The sequence below is a fragment of the Streptomyces sp. NPDC050732 genome, assembly GCF_040654255.1.
In the GTDB taxonomy this organism is placed as follows: domain Bacteria; phylum Actinomycetota; class Actinomycetes; order Streptomycetales; family Streptomycetaceae; genus Streptomyces.
Genome location: NZ_JBFAHP010000021.1, coordinates 42,191 through 58,854, shown reverse-complemented (window position 1 = coordinate 58,854; position 16,664 = coordinate 42,191). Strand labels below are relative to the sequence as shown.

General features: G+C 73.8%; 12 protein-coding genes and 1 pseudogene. 7 read left to right on the top strand and 6 right to left on the bottom strand.

Annotation, left to right across the window (positions count from 1 at the left end; translation table 11 throughout):
- Positions 1 to 9: 9 nt before the first annotated feature.
- Positions 10 to 588, top strand: a pseudogene (locus AB0H82_RS20440) (response regulator transcription factor); the annotation flags it as partial.
- On the opposite strand, the gene AB0H82_RS20435 reads toward AB0H82_RS20440, so the two are convergent.
- From AB0H82_RS20435 to AB0H82_RS20410, 6 genes are all read right to left on the bottom strand, one after another.
- Positions 514 to 2,397, bottom strand: coding sequence for an ABC transporter ATP-binding protein (locus tag AB0H82_RS20435; protein WP_362994727.1), 1,884 nt, complete (start codon positions 2,395 to 2,397; stop codon positions 514 to 516). The pseudogene AB0H82_RS20440 and the gene AB0H82_RS20435 overlap by 75 nt on opposite strands.
- Positions 2,398 to 2,432: 35 nt before the next feature.
- Entirely contained in the window at positions 2,433 to 4,160 is a 1,728-nt protein-coding gene (locus AB0H82_RS20430; protein WP_362994591.1) for an ABC transporter ATP-binding protein, read from the bottom strand.
- 126 nt (positions 4,161 to 4,286) lie between these two features.
- On the bottom strand, positions 4,287 to 4,406 hold the full coding sequence (locus AB0H82_RS20425; RefSeq protein WP_362994589.1) for a SapB/AmfS family lanthipeptide: 120 nt from the start codon (positions 4,404 to 4,406) through the stop codon (positions 4,287 to 4,289).
- Between the two features lie 63 nt (positions 4,407 to 4,469).
- A complete protein-coding gene (gene lanKC, locus AB0H82_RS20420) occupies positions 4,470 to 7,109 on the bottom strand; it encodes a class III lanthionine synthetase LanKC (RefSeq protein ID WP_362994587.1) in 2,640 nt (879 codons plus the stop codon).
- A 219-nt stretch (positions 7,110 to 7,328) separates the two neighbouring features.
- On the bottom strand, positions 7,329 to 7,562 hold the full coding sequence (locus AB0H82_RS20415; RefSeq protein WP_362994585.1) for a ferredoxin: 234 nt from the start codon (positions 7,560 to 7,562) through the stop codon (positions 7,329 to 7,331).
- Positions 7,562 to 9,058 (bottom strand): aldehyde dehydrogenase, encoded by a 1,497-nt coding sequence (locus AB0H82_RS20410; RefSeq protein ID WP_362994583.1) that lies wholly within the window; start codon positions 9,056 to 9,058, stop codon positions 7,562 to 7,564. Before AB0H82_RS20410 ends, AB0H82_RS20415 begins: the two co-directional genes overlap by 1 nt.
- 175 nt (positions 9,059 to 9,233) lie before the next feature.
- On the opposite strand from AB0H82_RS20410, the gene AB0H82_RS20405 reads away from it, so the two are divergent.
- The 6 genes from AB0H82_RS20405 (at position 9,234) to AB0H82_RS20380 (ending at position 16,454) form a co-directional block, all read left to right on the top strand.
- Positions 9,234 to 10,295 carry an MBL fold metallo-hydrolase gene (locus AB0H82_RS20405; RefSeq protein ID WP_362994581.1) on the top strand — a complete coding sequence of 354 codons (1,062 nt, stop codon included), beginning with the start codon at positions 9,234 to 9,236 and terminating at the stop codon, positions 10,293 to 10,295.
- 307 nt (positions 10,296 to 10,602) lie between these two features.
- The gene (locus AB0H82_RS20400; RefSeq protein ID WP_362994579.1) at positions 10,603 to 11,832 is read left to right on the top strand and encodes a prenyltransferase/squalene oxidase repeat-containing protein; all 1,230 of its coding nucleotides are present in this window, start codon (positions 10,603 to 10,605) and stop codon (positions 11,830 to 11,832) included.
- Positions 11,829 to 12,494: an SCO2322 family protein gene (locus AB0H82_RS20395; protein WP_362994577.1), complete on the top strand. Its 666-nt coding sequence runs from the start codon at positions 11,829 to 11,831 to the stop codon at positions 12,492 to 12,494. The genes AB0H82_RS20400 and AB0H82_RS20395 overlap by 4 nt, the downstream gene beginning before the upstream one ends.
- A gap of 65 nt (positions 12,495 to 12,559) precedes the next feature.
- Positions 12,560 to 13,894 (top strand): energy-coupling factor transporter transmembrane component T, encoded by a 1,335-nt coding sequence (locus AB0H82_RS20390; RefSeq protein ID WP_362994575.1) that lies wholly within the window; start codon positions 12,560 to 12,562, stop codon positions 13,892 to 13,894.
- Positions 13,891 to 15,603: an ATP-binding cassette domain-containing protein gene (locus tag AB0H82_RS20385; protein ID WP_362994573.1), complete on the top strand. Its 1,713-nt coding sequence runs from the start codon at positions 13,891 to 13,893 to the stop codon at positions 15,601 to 15,603. The genes AB0H82_RS20390 and AB0H82_RS20385 overlap by 4 nt, the downstream gene beginning before the upstream one ends.
- Complete coding sequence (locus AB0H82_RS20380) at positions 15,600 to 16,454, top strand: ECF transporter S component (protein ID WP_362994571.1); 855 nt, start codon at positions 15,600 to 15,602, stop codon at positions 16,452 to 16,454. The genes AB0H82_RS20385 and AB0H82_RS20380 overlap by 4 nt, the downstream gene beginning before the upstream one ends.
- Positions 16,455 to 16,664 lie beyond the last annotated feature (210 nt).

The following is a 16,664-nucleotide window of genomic DNA, read 5'->3' as shown; positions in this document are numbered from 1 at the left end:
CCGCTATGAATGGTCAGCGTGCTTGAACGGAGCAACCGGAAGCGGGGGGCTGGAGGGGCAAGTGTGATCCGGGTTCTTCTCGTGCACGACGCCTGTCTGTTGCGAATGGCTCTGGCGGAACAACTCGCCCGGGAGCCGGATCTGGAGGTGTTCCACGCGCCGTGGTCACACGCGCGCGGCCGTCAACGCAGCGTAAGACCGGACCTCTGCGTGGTGGATCTCGACGACGAGGCCACCTACGCGATGGACCCGCTCGGCGAGCTGACCGGGCCCTCGGCACTTGGGAGGGGCTGCCGGGTCCTGGTGCTCGCCACGGCCAACCGGCCGGGCCAGCTGCGGCGGGCGGCGGAGGCGGACGCGCTCGGTTATGTGAACAAGGCGAGCCCGCCGGAACGGCTGCTCGCCGGTATCAGACAGGTGGCGGCAGGTCAGCGGTTCGTCGACGAATCGCTGGGGTTCGGCTTTCTGAAGGCGGCTCAGATGCCGCTCACCCGGCGGGAGTTGAGCGTTCTCTCACTCGCCGCGAGGGGCGCGTCGGTCGCCGAGATCGCGAACAGCCTCCATCTGTCCAACGGCACGGTGCGCAACTACATGGCCGCGATCACCCGCAAGACCGGGGCGCGGAACAGGATCGACGCCATAAGGATCTCGCAGGGCGAGGGGTGGGTGTGAGCCGGCAGCCGGCTCTCCCCAGTCCCCCGCCCCGTTGAGGTCCCGGTAGAGAGAGGACCGCTCCAGCAGCTCGTCGTGCCGGCCGCACAGGGCGTTCGCCCCGTCCATCACCAGGACGCGGTCGGCACGGCGGGCCGAGCTGATGCGGTGGGCGATCACCACCAGGGTGCCGCCCGGGCGCGCCGCGAAGGCCCGTTCGGCGCGCGACTCCGCGACCGGGTCGAGGTGACACGTCGCCTCGTCGAGGACCGCCAGCGGGGCGTACGAGAGGTGGGCGCGGGTCAGCGCGACCAACTGCCGCTCCCCGGCGGAGAGTTCCGCGGGGACGAGCGGGGCGTCGAGCCCGCCGAACCGCTCGATCAGCGGGGCCAGGCCGACCGCTTCGGCGGCGGTGAGCATCTCCTGCTCCGGGACGGGGTCCGCCCGCAGGTAGCACAGGTTGTCGCGGAGCGTCCCGGTGAAGACGTACGCCTCCTGCGGGATGAGGACGCGCCGCCCCACCGCCCTCTCGCCGCACACGGGAAAACCGTCGACTCGCACGTCTCCCGCGTCCGGTTCGAGGAGTCCGGCGACGATTCCGGCCAAAGTTGACTTGCCGATCCCGCTGGGTCCGACGACGGCGAGATGCTCCCCGCGGGCGACGGTGAGCTCCAGGTCCCGCAGGACGGGTTCGGCGTGGGGGCCGTAGGCGAAGGTGACGGAGGAGAGGCGGAGGGCGGGGGTCTCGCCTCCGCGCGCCCCGGCGCCCGCTGCGGCCTCCGGCGAGGGGATTTCGGCGGCCTCCTGCGGCGGGTCCCACGTGAGGCGGCGCAGGACGATCGCCAGGCGGGAGCCGCTCGTGCCCAGGCCGTTGATGAGGTTGTTGAGGGCGGGAAGCAGGGCCTGGGTGACGTAGGCGAGGGCGCCCACGAGCGCGCCGGGCGTCACTCCGTTGTCCAGGAGCCAGGGGCCCGTCGCGAGGAGCAGGACGAGCGGGAGCTGGCCGCCGATCGCGAGGGCCGCCGTGCGCAGGACGCCCCAGCGGGCGAGCGCGCCGGCCGCCGCGTACTCCTGGGCGACGCCCCGGCCGAGGTCCTCCGCCACCCCCTGCTCCGCGCCCGCCGCGGCGACATCCCGCAACCCCGGCCCCACCACGCCCAGTTGACCCGCGAGGCCCTCGTCCGCGATCAGGAAGTCCTCCTGCCGGCGGGCCAGCGGGCGCAGCGACGCCACGAAGAGGCCGATGCCCGCCAGGAGCGGCGGCGCGACCACGAGGAGGAGGAGCGGGTCCAGCGAGAAGAGCCCGGCGAGCGCGCCCGCCGCCGTGAAGACGAAGGAGCGGGAGACCATCACCAGGCCCGCGAAGGTGTCCCTGGCGATCTCCACCTGCTGGGTGAGCCGGGACACGGCGCCGCCGTCCGCGTCGCGCAGGCCCCGCCCGACGACCTGCCGCACGAGGGTGTCCCGCAGCGGCTCCACCAGGTCGGCGACGGCACGGTACACCTGCCCCGTGCCGTACGCGGCGACGAGGACCCCGAGCGCGGCCGCGCCGAGCCAGCCGAGGCCGACCGCCTCGCGCCCGTCGAGGAAGCCGTCGTCCAGGGCGCGGGCGAGGGCGTACCCGGTGAGGAAGGTCTGGCCGGTCTCCAGGACGGACCAGATCGCGAGCCGCACCACCACCGGCCACCTGCGCCGCAGGAAGCGGACGCCTCGGCGGTACGGGCCGCGCGCGGGCGGCGCGGGCACCTTCCCGGAACTCCTGCGCTCACCGGAAGACGGCCTCACGCGCCGAACACCTCCCGGTACTCCGGCCGCTCCCACAGCTCCGCGTGGGTGCCCACCGCCCGTATCCGTCCTTCGTGCAGCCAGGCCACCGCGTCCGCGCGGGCCGCCGTCGCCGCCCGGTGGGCGATGATCAGCCGGCTGCGGTGCGGGGTGTGGCGGAGCAGGGCCTCGGCGATGTGGTGTTCCGTCACCGTGTCCAGGCTGGACATGGCGTCGTCGAGGATCAGCAGGCGGCCGCCGCGCGCGAACGCCCTTGCCAGGCCGAGGCGTTGGGCCTCGCCGCCGGAGAGCGGCGCCTCGGCGCAGGGGGTGGCGTAGCCGTCGGGGAGGCGGGTGATGAAGGTGTCGGCGCGGGCCGCGCGGGCCGCGTCGCGGATGCGTTCCGGCGAAGGGCGCGGGGCTCCGAGACCGATCGTGTCCTCCAGGGTTTCGCCGAGCAGCGCGGGCCGCTCGAAGGCGTAGCCGACCTCGCGGCGCAGTTCCTCGCGGCCGAGCGCGTCCAGCGGGACCCCGTCGAGGCGTACGACGCCTTCGTCGGGGTCGGCGAGGCGTCCCGCGAGGGAGGCGAGCAGCGACTTGCCCGCGCCGGACCGGCCGACCACGGCGACCGTGGCGCCCGCGGGCACGGTCAGGTCGATGCCGTCGAGGACGGCGCGTCCGCCGCGCGATGCCTTGACCCCGCGCAGCTCCAGGAGGCCGCCCGCGGGCGGGAGCCGGTCGGTTCCGTACGGGGTCGCCGGTTCGTCGAGGACCTCGGCCAGGCGGCGTGCGGCGGCCCTCGCCCGTACCAGGCCGCTCAGTTGGCCGACGAGCATGCCGATGCCGGTGGCGAGGACCGCGTACCGGGTCGCGGCCAGCAGGTCGCCGACGCTGATGCGCTGGTCGAGCACGAGGTGGCCCGCCACCGCGGCGACCGCGAGCTGCAGGAGCGGCGCGACGGCGACGGCCTGCGCCTGGGAGCGGCCCTGGACCCGCCACATCCGGTGGCCCTGGCGGGAGAGTTCGGGGAGGGTCCGCAGGACGCGGGTCTCCTCCTTGTCCTCGGTGTGCGCGGCCGCGATGGTCCGCGCCCCGCCGATGGCCTCGCTGAGGCGGCCGGCGATGTCCCCCTGGACCCGCTGGTAGCGGGCCACGCAGTCGGAGGACACGCGGACGAACGCCCGCAGGAGCAGGAAGAGGACGGGTGCGCCGACGACGAACACCACGGCGAGCCAGCCGTCGATCAGGGCGAGGGCGACCACCGCGCCGACGGGGGTGACCAGGGCGGCGAGGAGCGCGGCGAAGGTGGCGGGTGCGATGCCCGCGTGTGCCGCGTTGTCGACGATGCGCGCCACCAGGTCGCCGGGGGCGAAGCGGGCGGTGGTCCGCGGTCCGACGGCCAGCACGTGGCGCGTGACGCGGCCGCGCAGCCAGGCCGTGGTGCGCGCGTTGGTGGTGCCGGTGAGGACGCCGTCGACGGCGTCGAGGAGGGCGCTCGCGCCGATCAGCGCCGCGCACACGAGGATCCAGCGGGTGGTGTCGGGGTCGCCGCCGCCGGTGAGGTGCCCGGTGAGGACGGCGTCCAGGGCGCGGCCGATCGCGAGCGGCAGGAGCAGGGTGACGCCGGACCCGGCGACGGCGCAGAGCGCCAGGATCGTGCAGCGGGCGGCGCTGTACCGGGTCGCCGCGCCCAGCAGGCGGGTGTCGGCGGCGGGTCGGTGGGGACGGGTGGTCGTCGTCGCCATGCGGTCCTGGTCTCCGTCGCCTCGTCTCCGGTGTTCCGTGGCGGTGGCACCGGTGGACCCGGGCGGTCCCCCTCGCGGGGTACCGCCCGGGCCTCGGATGCCATGCCGCTCAGATGCGGTCAGATATCAGAGACACAGGACGATGCTGGCGTCGCTCCAGCAGAGGAGCAGGCTGGCGTTGCTGCCGCCACCGCCGCCACCGGTCATCTCGTCGGATTCCATGCTCTGCAGGTCGAGAAGTGCCATGGTCTTGCCTCTCCTTTAGGGGGATGTGCTCTTTTCTGTACTGGTTGTGCCGTGCTGGTTGTGTCACGACCCCGCTGTGACGCGGGACCGGCTCTGGGGCCGCCGCAGGGGCGGCAGGAAGGGGACGTGCGCGCTGCCGTCGCCGAGCGCGCCGGCGAGTGCGAGGAGGCAGCCCGCCGTCCCGGTGTGGAGGTCCATGGACAGGCGCAGCATCTGGTTTCCGGGGAAGGCGAGCTGGCCCGCGTACGACATGGCGAACCAGCCGAGTTCCTCGACCTGCGCGGCGACGTCCTCGGGGGTGATGCCCGGGGTGGTGGTCCGGTTGACGTGCAGCAGCAGTCCGGCCCGCCCCTGGACGAGGCCCGGCTGCACGCAGAAGCGGGAGCGGGCGGCGGCGAGGATGGCCGGCCGTACCTCTTCGAACGCGGCGTCGTCCCGGTGCGCGAGGTAGTCGTCGATGACCATGCCGATGCCGACGCTGCCTTCGCCGAGGTAGGGCATGGTGCGCCAGCCCTCGTTCACGGCCAGGCTGCCGTCCCGCTCCTGGGTCACGCACTGGGCGAGGTCCGTGCGCAGGGCCCTGGCCGCCAGGTCGAGGAGCGCGGGGTCGCCGTTGCGCTCGTGGAGCCGCAGGAAGAGGAGGGCGGGGCCGGTGGCGCCGCGCAGCAGTCCGGCGCGGCGCCGGCCGGGTTTCGCGGTGGCGTCGGCGGTCTCGGCGGTGAGGCGTTCGCCGAGCAGTTCGGCGGCCCGTTCCGCGTGGCGGGCGAAGGTGCTCTCGCCCGTGCTGTGTGCGAGGGCGTCGAGGGCGAGGCCGAGTCCGGCGAGGCCGCCGTACAGGTCGGAGGGGAGCCGCTGCCAGTTCTCCCGGAGGATCGCTTCCACGAGGTCGAGGGCGCGGGTGCGGTGGCCGAGCCGGTCGAGGACGTGGGCGACGCCGGCGAGACCGTCGTGGAGGCCGAGGGGGGTGCCGATGGGGGCGGGCTCGGTGTGTTTCAGGAGCCAGCGTTCGCCTTCTTCGTAGCGTTCGGCGCCGCTCTCGGCGAGGGCGAGCAGCACGCCGGCCGCGCCGTGCGCGAGGCTGAGGCCGCCGCCCTCGGTGAACTGCGCGATGTCGCCGGGGAAGAGCCGGTCGTCGCGTTCCGGGGTGGCGGTGGCGAGGATGGCCTTGACCATCGAGTCCCGGCTGTGCGGCCAGTCGCCGGGGTCGACCAGGGGCGTGGCCGTCACTGCCGTGTGCCCGGCGGTGCCCGTCGTGCCGCGGCCGCCGTGCTCGATCTCGGCGACCGCCTCGGCCAGGAACTCCTCGGGTACGTCGGGGAATTCGGCGGCGATCACCTGGGCGAAGTGGGCCGCTTTGCCGCGGTCGATGGAGAGCAGCGAGGTGATCGGCAGGAAGAGGGCGAGCCGCAGACAGGCGAGGGCGTAGCGGTCGACGTCGGTGCCCCTGCGGTCCTGCGGTGCGAGGAACCCGGGGTGGGCGACGACCTGGCGGCCCGCGTCGCCCACGGCGGTCGCCGCCTCGAAGTCGAGGAGGGAGACGGACTTCTCGTCGGGCGCGACCATGATGTTGAAGAGGTGCAGGTCGTTGAAGACGACGCCCCGCTCGTGGACGGCGGCGACGGCCTCCTCGACGGCGTGGTGCATGCGCAGCGCCCAGGCCGTGTACTCGGAGATGGCGGCGGGGTCGGGTTCGCTGGTGCACAGCGGGTGCCGGTGGGCGAAGAACGAGTTGAGGGTGGACCCTTCGAGGAAGTCCATGACGAGGAAGCGGTGGCCGTCGAGGAGGAACCAGTCGCGCACCTCGGGGGCGACGCCGAGTCCGGAGAGCTTCTCCAGGGCGTCCCTCTCGCGTTCGAGCCGGGCCACGGCGTCGGCGCCGTCGGCGGCGAGCCCCGCGTGCGGGCGGCCCTCCTTGAGGACGACCTTGCGGCCGTCGCGGGTGTCGGTGCCGGCGTAGACACCGCCGCCGTTGGAGAAGTGCAGGGCCTTCTCGATGCGGTACGGCAGGTCGGCGAGGGTCGTCGTGTTGCGGGCCGCGAGCGCCGGTTCGAGGAAGGGCGGCAGGGTCACCCACGCGGGGACCTTGAAGGCGGGGTCGCGCGGGTCGGGTACGAGCTGTCCTTCGCCGTTCTCGATGGCGGGCACCAGGGTGCCCTTGCCGTTGTCGCACATGCGGCGGGTGAACGCGCCGTACCTGACGTAGAGCGGGCCCTGCCGCCAGCGCAGGTCGGTGAGGATGTACGGCCCTTCGGAACCGTCGAGCAGGGCCCCCAACTCGCTCAATATTCGCTCTAGTTGTGCTTCGTCGGCCGGGTAGACGGTGACGGCCTTGCCGCTGTGGTCGCGTCCGGCGTACTTGCTGTTGCGCAGGTGCAGCAGGTGTTTGGCCGGCACGAACTTGAAGGGGATGCCGCGGGGCACGCAGTAGTCCCACACCGTCGTCGTGACGTGGTCGGCGTTCTCCAGGGTGGCGGAGACGTGGATCTTCCAGCCCTGCTGGGGGCCGGGGAGCGAGGTTCCGCCGTCGTCCACGGGGACGAGGGAGAGCCAGTCGCCGATGCGTCCCGAGCGCCAGCCGGCGGGGACGGGGCGGCCTGCCGCGGGGAGCTCCGGGGCGCTCGAAGCGCCCTTGGACGACAACCGGTCCGGGGTCTCGTAGAAGTGCCTGTCGGCCAGACAGTAGACCTCGTACCGCTTGTCCATGGTGTCCCCTCTCCGCCGGGTGTGGCAGAGACATTTCCAGGACGCAAAGAGGCGGAACAGTCACGAGTGTCATCGATTGACCGTGCGGAACGCATGCGTAAAGTCGCGTTCGCTCTTGTTCGAGAGCACAGAGTATCCGTCGACCGGACAAAAGGCGACGCCCGCGCCTTGATCAGGATGAACAGGGCGCGGGCGCAAAGGGTTTGGGGCGTTTCCGGGCTACTCCTCCGGCGGGAAGACGATCTCGCCGCCGTCGGCGAGGGTGATCGTGATCGCCTCGACCGGGCAGCCCTCCGCGGCCTCCAGGACCTTTTCGTCGGCGTCGGTCTCGGGTGCGGTGGGGTGTGACTGGCGGGCGGTGTCCAGCTCGAAGCCGCCGGGCGCGGTGAGCACGCACATCCCGGAGCCGATGCAGACCGACCGGTCGACCTCGACGCGCCAGCGGTCGCCCATCAGGCGCCACTCCCCTCGTGTGCCGCCCCTTCGTGTCCCGCCCCTTCGTATCCCGCGGGGAGGTGGATCATCTTGTGCTCGAAGTACTCGCCGTACCCCTCGGGGCCGAACTCGCGGCCGAGGCCGGAGTTCTTGTAGCCGCCGAAGGGGCCGAGCATGTCGAGGCTGAAGGTGTTCACGGAGTACGTTCCCGTGCGCACCTGCCGCGCGATGTCGATGCCGCGCTCGACGTCGGCGGTCCAGACGCTGCCGCTGAGTCCGTAGTCGGAGTCGTTGGCGATCCGCACCGCCTCGCTCTCGTCGCCGTACGGCAGCAGGCAGATGACGGGTCCGAAGATCTCCTCGCGGGCGATGCGCATGGAGTTGTCGACGCCGCCGAACAGGGTCGGCTCGACGTACCAGCCCTGGTCGAGGCCGGGCGGCCGGCCGCCGCCCGCGAGGATCTTGGCGCCCTCCTCCTGGCCGATGCGGATGTAGTCGAGGGACCGCTGCTGCTGGCGCCGGGCGACGAGCGGGCCGAGTTCGGTGGCGGGGTCGAGGGGGTCGCCGACCTTGAGGGCGGACGCGGCGGCGGCGAAGGCCTCGGCGAACTCGTCGTAGCGGGTGCGCGGCACGAGGATGCGGGTCTGGGCCACGCACGCCTGGCCGTTGATCATCCAGGCGAACGGCGTGATGCCCGCGACCGCGCTCGCCGCGTCGGCGTCCGGCAGGACGACGGCGGCCGACTTGCCGCCCAGCTCCAGCGTCACGCGTGTGAGGTTGCGGGCTGCGACCTCCATGACGCGCTTGCCCGCGGCGACGGACCCGGTGAAGGAGACCTTGTCGACGTCGGGATGCCCGACGAGGTACTCGCTCACCTCGCGGTCGGCGGAGAGGATCGAGAGGACTCCCTCGGGCAGCCCGGCCTCGGCGGCCAGCTCGGCGAGGATGTACGCGTCGAGGGGCGCCTCCGGGGAGGTCTTGAGGATCACCGGGCAGCCGGCGAGCAGCGCGGGCGCCAGCTTGGCGGCAGCGGTGAACTGCGGGACGTTCCACGGCACGACGGCCGCGACGACGCCCATCGGCTCGCGCCGGACGAGGATCCTGCCGAGGACTCCGTCGCGCGCCTCCTCGTACCGGAAGTCGCGGGCGACGGTGATCGCCGCGTCCCACACCATCATCGCGGCGAGCGCCTGCACCATCACGCTGGAGGTGTAGGGGGTGCCGTTCTCGGTGCTGATGACGCGGGCGATCTCCTCGTGGCGTACCGCGAAGCCGTCCTTGATCCTGCTGATGACCTCGATGCGCTCGTCCAGGCTCATCCGCGGCCACGGCCCGTGCTCGAAGGCCCTGCGGGCGGCGGCGACGGCGCGGTCGACATCGGCGGGGGCCGCGTGCGGCACGCGTGCGAAGACCTCGCCGGTGTGCGGGGAGACGACGTCGATGGTGTCCTTGCCGAGCGGGTCCACCAACTCCCCGCCGATGAACAGCTGTCCGTGTTCCACGAGCTCGGTCATGGCTGACTGCCTCCTGCGGGGCGGTTCCTGACGCTGTTTCAGAACTGATATCAGTTCTAGTTGGAGGAGTCCACGGAAGGAAGGGACAACTCGCTTCCAGGTCGGTCGACTTGGGCGACCATTGAAACTAGTTCTAGTTATAGTGGCGGCACCCGGCGACGAGAGACGAGGCCCCATGACCCCGACCCCGCAGGTGACCGAGCCGCCGGTGATCGAGCACGGCGGCGGCGTCCGGAGCATCAAGGTCCCGATCCCCGACAACCCCCTCGGCTTCACCCTCGTCCACCTCCTCGACACCGACGCGGGGCCCGTCCTCATCGACACCGGCTGGGACGACCCGACGTCGTGGGACACCCTCACCGCCGGGCTCGCCGCGTGCGGCGTCGCGGCCGGTGACGTGCACGGCGTCGTCATCACCCACCACCACCCCGACCACCACGGGCTCTCCCAGCGGGTCCGGGACACCTCCGGCGCGTGGATCGCCATGCACGAGGCCGACGCGGCCGTGGTCCGCCGCACCCGCTCCAGCCCCCCGGACCGCTGGTACGCGTACCTGGTCGACAAGCTCACGGCCGCCGGCGCCCCCGCCGACCACATCGCCCCGCTCGTCCGCGCCAGGGACGAGGGCCGCCCCCGCAAGCTCCCCGGCCTGGCGCCCGCCCTCCCCGACCGCTCCATCACCCCCGGCGAACTCCTCGCCCTGCCCGGCCGCAGGCTGCGCGCGATCTGGACGCCCGGCCACACACCGGGCCACGTCTGCCTGCACCTGGAGGAGGACCACCCCACGGGTCTGCCCGGCCACGGCCGCCTCTTCTCCGGCGACCACCTGCTGCCCGGCATCACCCCGCACATCGGCCTGTACGAGGACCCCGACGCCGAGACGGCGACCGACCCCCTCGGTGACTACCTGGACTCCCTGGAGCGCGTCGGCCGCCTCGCCCCGGCCGAGATCCTCCCCGCCCACCAGCGCGCCTTCACCGACGCCCCCGCCCGCGTCCGCGCACTCCTGGCCCACCACGAGGACCGCCTGACCGGCCTCCTCACCCTGCTCGCCGAGCCCCTCACCCCCTGGCAGATCGCCGCCCGCATGGAGTGGAACCGCCCCTGGGCCGAGATCCCCTACGGCTCGCGCAACATCGCGGTCTCGGAGGCCGAGGCGCATGTGCGGCGCCTGGTGAAGCTGGGCCGCGCGGAGGCCGTGGCGGGGAGCGACCCGGTCACGTTCGTGGCGGTGTGACCGGAGGCGCGCGCCGACCGGCCGGTAGAGTGGGCGAGTCGTCCTCACGTCCGCGCAGGGGGAAGCCGGTGCGAATCCGGCGCTGACCCTTCCCCGAGCTCTCGGCTTCGCCCGAGCGGGGGAGGCCCCAATCGCATGCCACTGCGCGTGGCAAGCCGGAATGCCCGGTGCGGAACGTGACCGGCTCGCTTCATCGGACCCCGATGAGCGGCACCGTCGAGGTATACGGAGCCGGAGCCGCCCGGCAGCCGTGCTCGCACGCGCCGCGCCGCCCCGCTCCCCGCAGGGAGAGGCAACCCGCCGCATCATGAACGTTCGCCGCAGCGCCGCGGTCCTGGCCGCCGTAGCCGTGTTCGGCTCGGTGGCAGCACCGGCCGCCTTCGCGGACGACGGGAAGCCGTCGCCCTCGACCGCCCTCCCCTCGGGCCTCTACGGCAAGAGCGACCCCAAGTTCGACGGCGTCTTCCGCCAGTCGTACGCCCTGCTCGCCCAGCACAGCCAGGGCGTCGAGCCCGCCGCGAAGGCCGTCGACTGGCTGACCGGGCAGCAGTGCGCGAGCGGCGGCTTCGCGGCGTACCGCGCGGACTCGACCGAGCCGTGCAACTCCAAGACGGCGGTCGACAGCAACTCCACGGCCGCCGCCGTGCAGGCCCTCGCCGCGCTCGGCCACCAGGACGCGGCGGTCAAGAAGGGCGTCGACTGGCTGAAGTCCGTGCAGAACAAGGACGGCGGCTGGGGCTACAACCCGGGCCTGCCCACCGACGCGAACTCCACCGGCATCGTGATCGGCGCCCTCGCCGCCGCGGGCCGCAACCCCGCGGACATCAAGTCCCAGGACGGCAAGTCCGCCTACGACGCGCTGCCGAAGCTCGCCATGGACTGCGCCAAGGGGAACGGCGCCTTCGGCCTCGCCGACGCCAAGTCCGGCAAGCTCACGCCGAACGCCGACGCCACCGCGGCCGGCGTGCTCGGCAGCCTCGGCAAGGGCGTCCTCGTGACGCCCCCCAAGAAGCGGGAGACCGCCGCGCCCAAGTGCGCGAAGCCGGACACCGCCGCGCAGGCCGCGAGCAACGGCACCGGCTATCTCCTCGACACCCTCGGCAAGACCGACGACCACCTGATGTCGTCGATGCCGGGCTCCACGGACCAGCCGGACTTCGGCAACACCGCCGACGCCGTGCTCGCCGTCGCCGCCGCCGGGCAGCAGGAGCGTGCCGAGAAGTCCGCCGAGTGGCTCGCGGAGAACTCCGCGGACTGGGCGAAGCAGTCCGGCCCCGCCGCCTACTCCCAGCTGATCTTCGCCGCGAACGCCGCGGGCATGGACCCCCGCGACTTCGGCGGCGCCGACCTCGTCAAGCAGCTGAACGCCCAGGGCCCGGCCCCGCAGTCCGCGAAGTCCCCGGCCGCCTCCGACGCGGACGAGAAGAAGGACGACGACGGCGGCGTCAGCATCTGGTGGATCATCGGCGTCGGCATGGTCGCCGGCATCGGCATCGGCTTCCTGTACAGCGGCAACCGCAAGAAGCAGCAGCCGTGACGCGCGGCCTGGTGCGGCGCGGCCGGCTGGTGGCGGGGGCGCTCCTCGGGGCCCTGCTCGGCCTCCTCCTCGCCGCGCCCGCCCAGGCCGTCGGCTACCGCTACTGGTCGTTCTGGGAGCGGGACGGCGACCAGTGGACGTACGCCAGCCAGGGGCCGGGCACCGCGCGCCCCGACGACGGTGACGTGCAGGGGTTCCGCTTCTCCGTCTCCGACGACTCCAAGGACTCCGCCCGGCCCCGCGGCCCCGCCGGCTTCGAGGACATCTGCGCGAGCACGCCCGCCGAGGACGGCCGCAAGCGGGTCGCGCTGGTCATCGACTTCGGCCTGCCGAAGGACGCCCCCAAGGGCGAGACGCCGCCCGCGCCCCGGACGGCCTGCGCGCGGGTCGCCTCCGACGCCACCAGCGCGGACGCCCTCGCCTCGGTCGCCAAGCCGCTGCGCTACGACACCAAGGCGCTGCTCTGCGCCATCGACGGCTACCCGAAGTCGGGCTGCGGCGAGCAGGTCAACGGATCCGTCACCACCGAGGCGCGCCCGAAGACGGACTCGGACACCGCGCAGGACGACGGCGGGCCGTCCCTCGGCCTGGTCGCCGGGATCGCCGCCGTCGCGCTGCTCGGCGGTGCCGCGATCTGGCAGGCCCGGCGCCGCCGCGGCTGACGCGGCCCCGGCCGACGCGGCCCCGGACCGACACGGACTGACACGGACACGGACAGCAGAGCACCATGACCGACCACGGCAGCAGTGCGCCCGGCCCACTCCGGCGCCGCCTCGCCGCCCCCGAGGCGCACCGGGGCAACGCCCTGCACCCGGGCGCCTGGTGGGTGTGGGCCATCGGCCTGGGCACCGCGGCGTCCCGCACGACCAATCCGCTGCTGCTCGGCATGCTGATCTGCGTCGCCGGCTATGTGGTGGCGGCGCGGCGGACGTCGGCGCCGTGGGCGAAGTCGTACGGCGCGTTCGTGAAGCTGGGCCTGGTGGTCATCGCGATCCGTCTCGTCTTCGCGATCGTGCTCGGCTCGCCGATCCCCGGCACGCACACCGTCGTCACGCTGCCCGAGGTGCCGCTGCCCGACTGGGCGAAGGGGGTGCGGATCGGCGGCCGCGTCACGGCCGAGGGCCTGACCTTCGCGCTCTACGACGGGATCCGTCTCGCCGGCCTGCTGATCTGCGTCGGCGCCGCGAACGCGCTGGCGAGCCCGGCGCGGCTGCTGAAGTCGCTGCCGGGCGCGCTGTACGAGGTGGGAGTCGCCGTCGTCGTGGCGATGACGTTCGCCCCGAACCTCATCGTCGACGTGCAGCGGCTGCGCGCGGCGCGCCGACTGCGCGGCCGTCCGGACAGTGGCATCCGCGGACTCCTCCAGGTCGGCCTCCCCGTCCTGGAGGGCGCCCTGGAGCGGTCGGTGGCGCTGGCCGCCGCGATGGACGCGCGCGGCTTCGGCCGCACCGCCCCCGTGCCCGCCGCGGTGCGCAGGGCGACGGCTGTGCTGACGCTCGGGGGCCTGATGGGTGTCTGCGTGGGGACGTACGGACTGCTGACCGCGCAAGGCGCCTCGTACGGCCTGGTCTGCCTGCTCGTCGGCCTGCTCGCCGCGCTGGCGGGGCTGCGGCTCGGCGGCCGCCGCTCGGTACGCACCCGCTACCGGCCCGACCCGTGGGGCCCCCGCGCCTGGCTGGTCTCCGCGTCCGGAATCGCGGTGGCGGGCCTGACGATCTGGTCCGCCTCCCACGACCCGTCGGCCCTGCTGCACCCCGGCGTCGTCCCCCTGACCGCCCCCACACTGCCGCTGTGGCCGGCGGCGGCGACACTGCTGGGCTTGCTCCCGGCGTTGGTGGCCCCGGCCCCGGCCGGGGACGCGTCCCGCACGGGCGGGGCCTCCGGTGCGGGCGGGCCCTCCCGTACGGGCGGGGCCTCCGCCCCCGCGCAACAGCCCTCCCCCGCCGCATGGCGGACCGCCCCCGCTCGCCGCGACGGCGAGTCGGTGACGCCTGCTCCGGCCGTACCGCCCACGTCCCCCACGCCCCCCACAGCTCCCCCATCCCCCGAGGAGACCTCATGATCCGCTTCGAGGATGTGTCGGTGACGTATGAGGGGGCGGTGGGGCCCACCGTGCGCGGGGTCGACCTTGCCGTTCCCGAGGGGGAGCTCGTGTTGCTCGTCGGGCCGTCCGGGGTCGGGAAGTCGACGCTGCTCGGCACCGTGAGCGGGCTCGTGCCGCACTTCACGGGCGGCACCCTGCGCGGCCGCGTGACCGTGGCGGGGCGCGACACCCGTACGCACAAGCCGCGCGAGCTCGCCGACGTCGTCGGGACCGTGGGGCAGGACCCGCTGTCGCACTTCGTGACCGACACCGTCGAGGACGAGCTGGCGTACGGCATGGAGTCGCTGGGCCTCGCCCCCGAGGTGATGCGGCGGCGCGTCGAGGAGACCCTCGATCTGCTCGGCCTCGCCGACCTGCGCGACCGCCCCATCGCGACCCTCTCCGGCGGCCAGCAGCAGCGCGTCGCCATCGGCTCGGTCCTCACCCCGCACCCGCGGGTCCTCGTCCTCGACGAGCCGACGTCCGCGCTCGACCCGGCCGCCGCGGAAGAGGTCCTCGCCGTACTGCAGCGGCTGGTGCACGATCTCGGTACGACCGTCCTGATGGCCGAGCACCGCCTGGAGCGCGTGGTGCAGTACGCGGACCAGGTGCTGCTCCTCGCCGCGCCGGGCGAGGCACCCGTACTCGGCGACCCCGCCACGCTGATGGCCCGCTCCCCCGTCTTCCCCCCGGTGGTCGCGCTCGGCCGCCTCGCCGGCTGGTCGCCGCTGCCGCTGACCGTGCGGGACGCGCGACGCAGGGCGGGCGCGCTGCGGGAGCGGCTCGCGGGGGCCGGCCCGTGCCGGGAGGTGCCGCCTGCCGCGCCGGCCGCCGAGCGGGCGCCCGGCCGGTGGTCCCGGCTGCGCAAGGAACGTACGCCCCGTACACCCGAAGCAGCGCCGGCCGCCCGCGTCGAACGCCTCGCCGTGCGCCGCGGCCGCGTCGAGGCGCTGCGCCGCGTCGACCTCACCGTCACCCCCGGCGAGACCGTCGCCCTGATGGGCCGCAACGGTGCCGGGAAGTCCACTCTTCTGTCCGCCCTCGTCGGTCTGCTGGAGCCCACGTCCGGCACGGTCCTGGTGGGCGGCGCGGTCCCCCACCGCACGACACCGCGGCAGCTGATCCGGCACGTCGGCCTCGTCCCGCAGGAACCGCGCGACCTGCTGTACGCGGACACCGTGGCCGCCGAGTGCGCGGCCGCCGACCGGGACGCGGGCGCGCCGCCGGGGGCGTGCCGCGCCCTGGTGAGCGAGCTGCTGCCCGGCATCGCCGACGACACGCACCCCCGGGACCTCTCCGAGGGGCAGCGTCTCGCGCTCGCCCTGTCGATCGTCCTGGCCACGCGCCCGCCCCTGCTCCTCCTGGACGAGCCGACCCGCGGCCTCGACTACGCCGCCAAGGCGCGGCTGGTCGGGATCCTGCGGGGGCTCGCCGCCGAGGGGCACGCGATCGTGCTGGCCACGCACGACGTGGAGCTGGCCGCCGAGATCGCCCACCGCGTGGTGATCCTCGCGGACGGCGAGGTCGTCGCGGACGGTCCGACCGAGCAGATCGTCGTGTCGTCGCCGTCCTTCGCGCCGCAGGTCACGAAGGTCCTCGCGCCGCAGGAGTGGCTGACGGTGGCGCAGGTACGGCAGGCTCTCGACGCGGAGGGGGACGCGGACGGGGAGGGGGAGGGGGCGTCGTGACGGCCACACGGAAAGACCCTGTCGCGCCGGGCGGCCCGCGCCGGGTGCGGCCCATCCGCCTGGGCCTCCGCTCCGTCGCCGCCCTCGCGCTGGTCAGCGCGGTGGGCGTGGCCGCGTTCGGGTGGCCGCTGCTCGCGGACGGCGATTCGGGGCTCGGCGAGCACGCGCAGGACGCGCCGTGGCTGTTCGCCGCGCTGCTTCCGCTGCTGCTCGCCGTGGTCGTGGCGACCATCGCGGACGTCGGGCTCGACGCGAAGGCCATCGCGATGCTGGGCGTGCTGGCCGCGGCCGGTGCCGCGCTGCGGCCGCTGGGCGCGGGGACGGCGGGCATCGAGCCGATGTTCTTCCTGATGGTGCTGAGCGGACGGGTGCTCGGGCCCGGCTTCGGGTTCGTGCTCGGGGCGGTGTCGATGTTCGCGTCGGCGCTGCTGACCGGCGGCGTCGGGCCGTGGATGCCGTTCCAGATGCTGTCGATGGGCTGGGTCTGCATGGGCGCGGGGCTGCTGCCGGGGGCGGACACCTTGCGCGGACGCTGTGAGCTGTGGCTGCTCGCGGCCTATGGAGCGGTCTCCTCCGTCCTGTACGGCACGGTGATGAACCTGCAGGGGTGGCCGTATCTCGGCGGCCTGGCCACCGGTGTCTCCTTCGTGCCGGGCGACCCTCTCGCGGACAACCTCGGCCGTTTCGTCGCGTACTGCCTGGCGACCTCGCTCGGCTGGGACCTGCCGCGGGCCGTGGTCACCGTGCTGCTGAGCCTCGCGCTCGGCCCCGCCGTCCTGAAGGCGCTCCGGCGGGCCACGCGCCGGGCCGCGTTCGAGGCACCGGTCACATTCGAGGCCCCCAAGGCGTGAGCGGGCCGCTGCGTGCCGTCACATCGGGGCCTCGTATGCGTGAGGCGGCCCACAGGACCTTGGTCCACTACGAAAGAGGGCCGTAGCCCGCGGCTCTTGACGTGCATGCATCAATACCCGCTCTGACCTGCGGATTGAGAGCCAGGTCACAGAGGGACATTTGGCACGGGGTGCGGCTTCCACTAGTAAACGGGGTCATTGCGGCGAGGG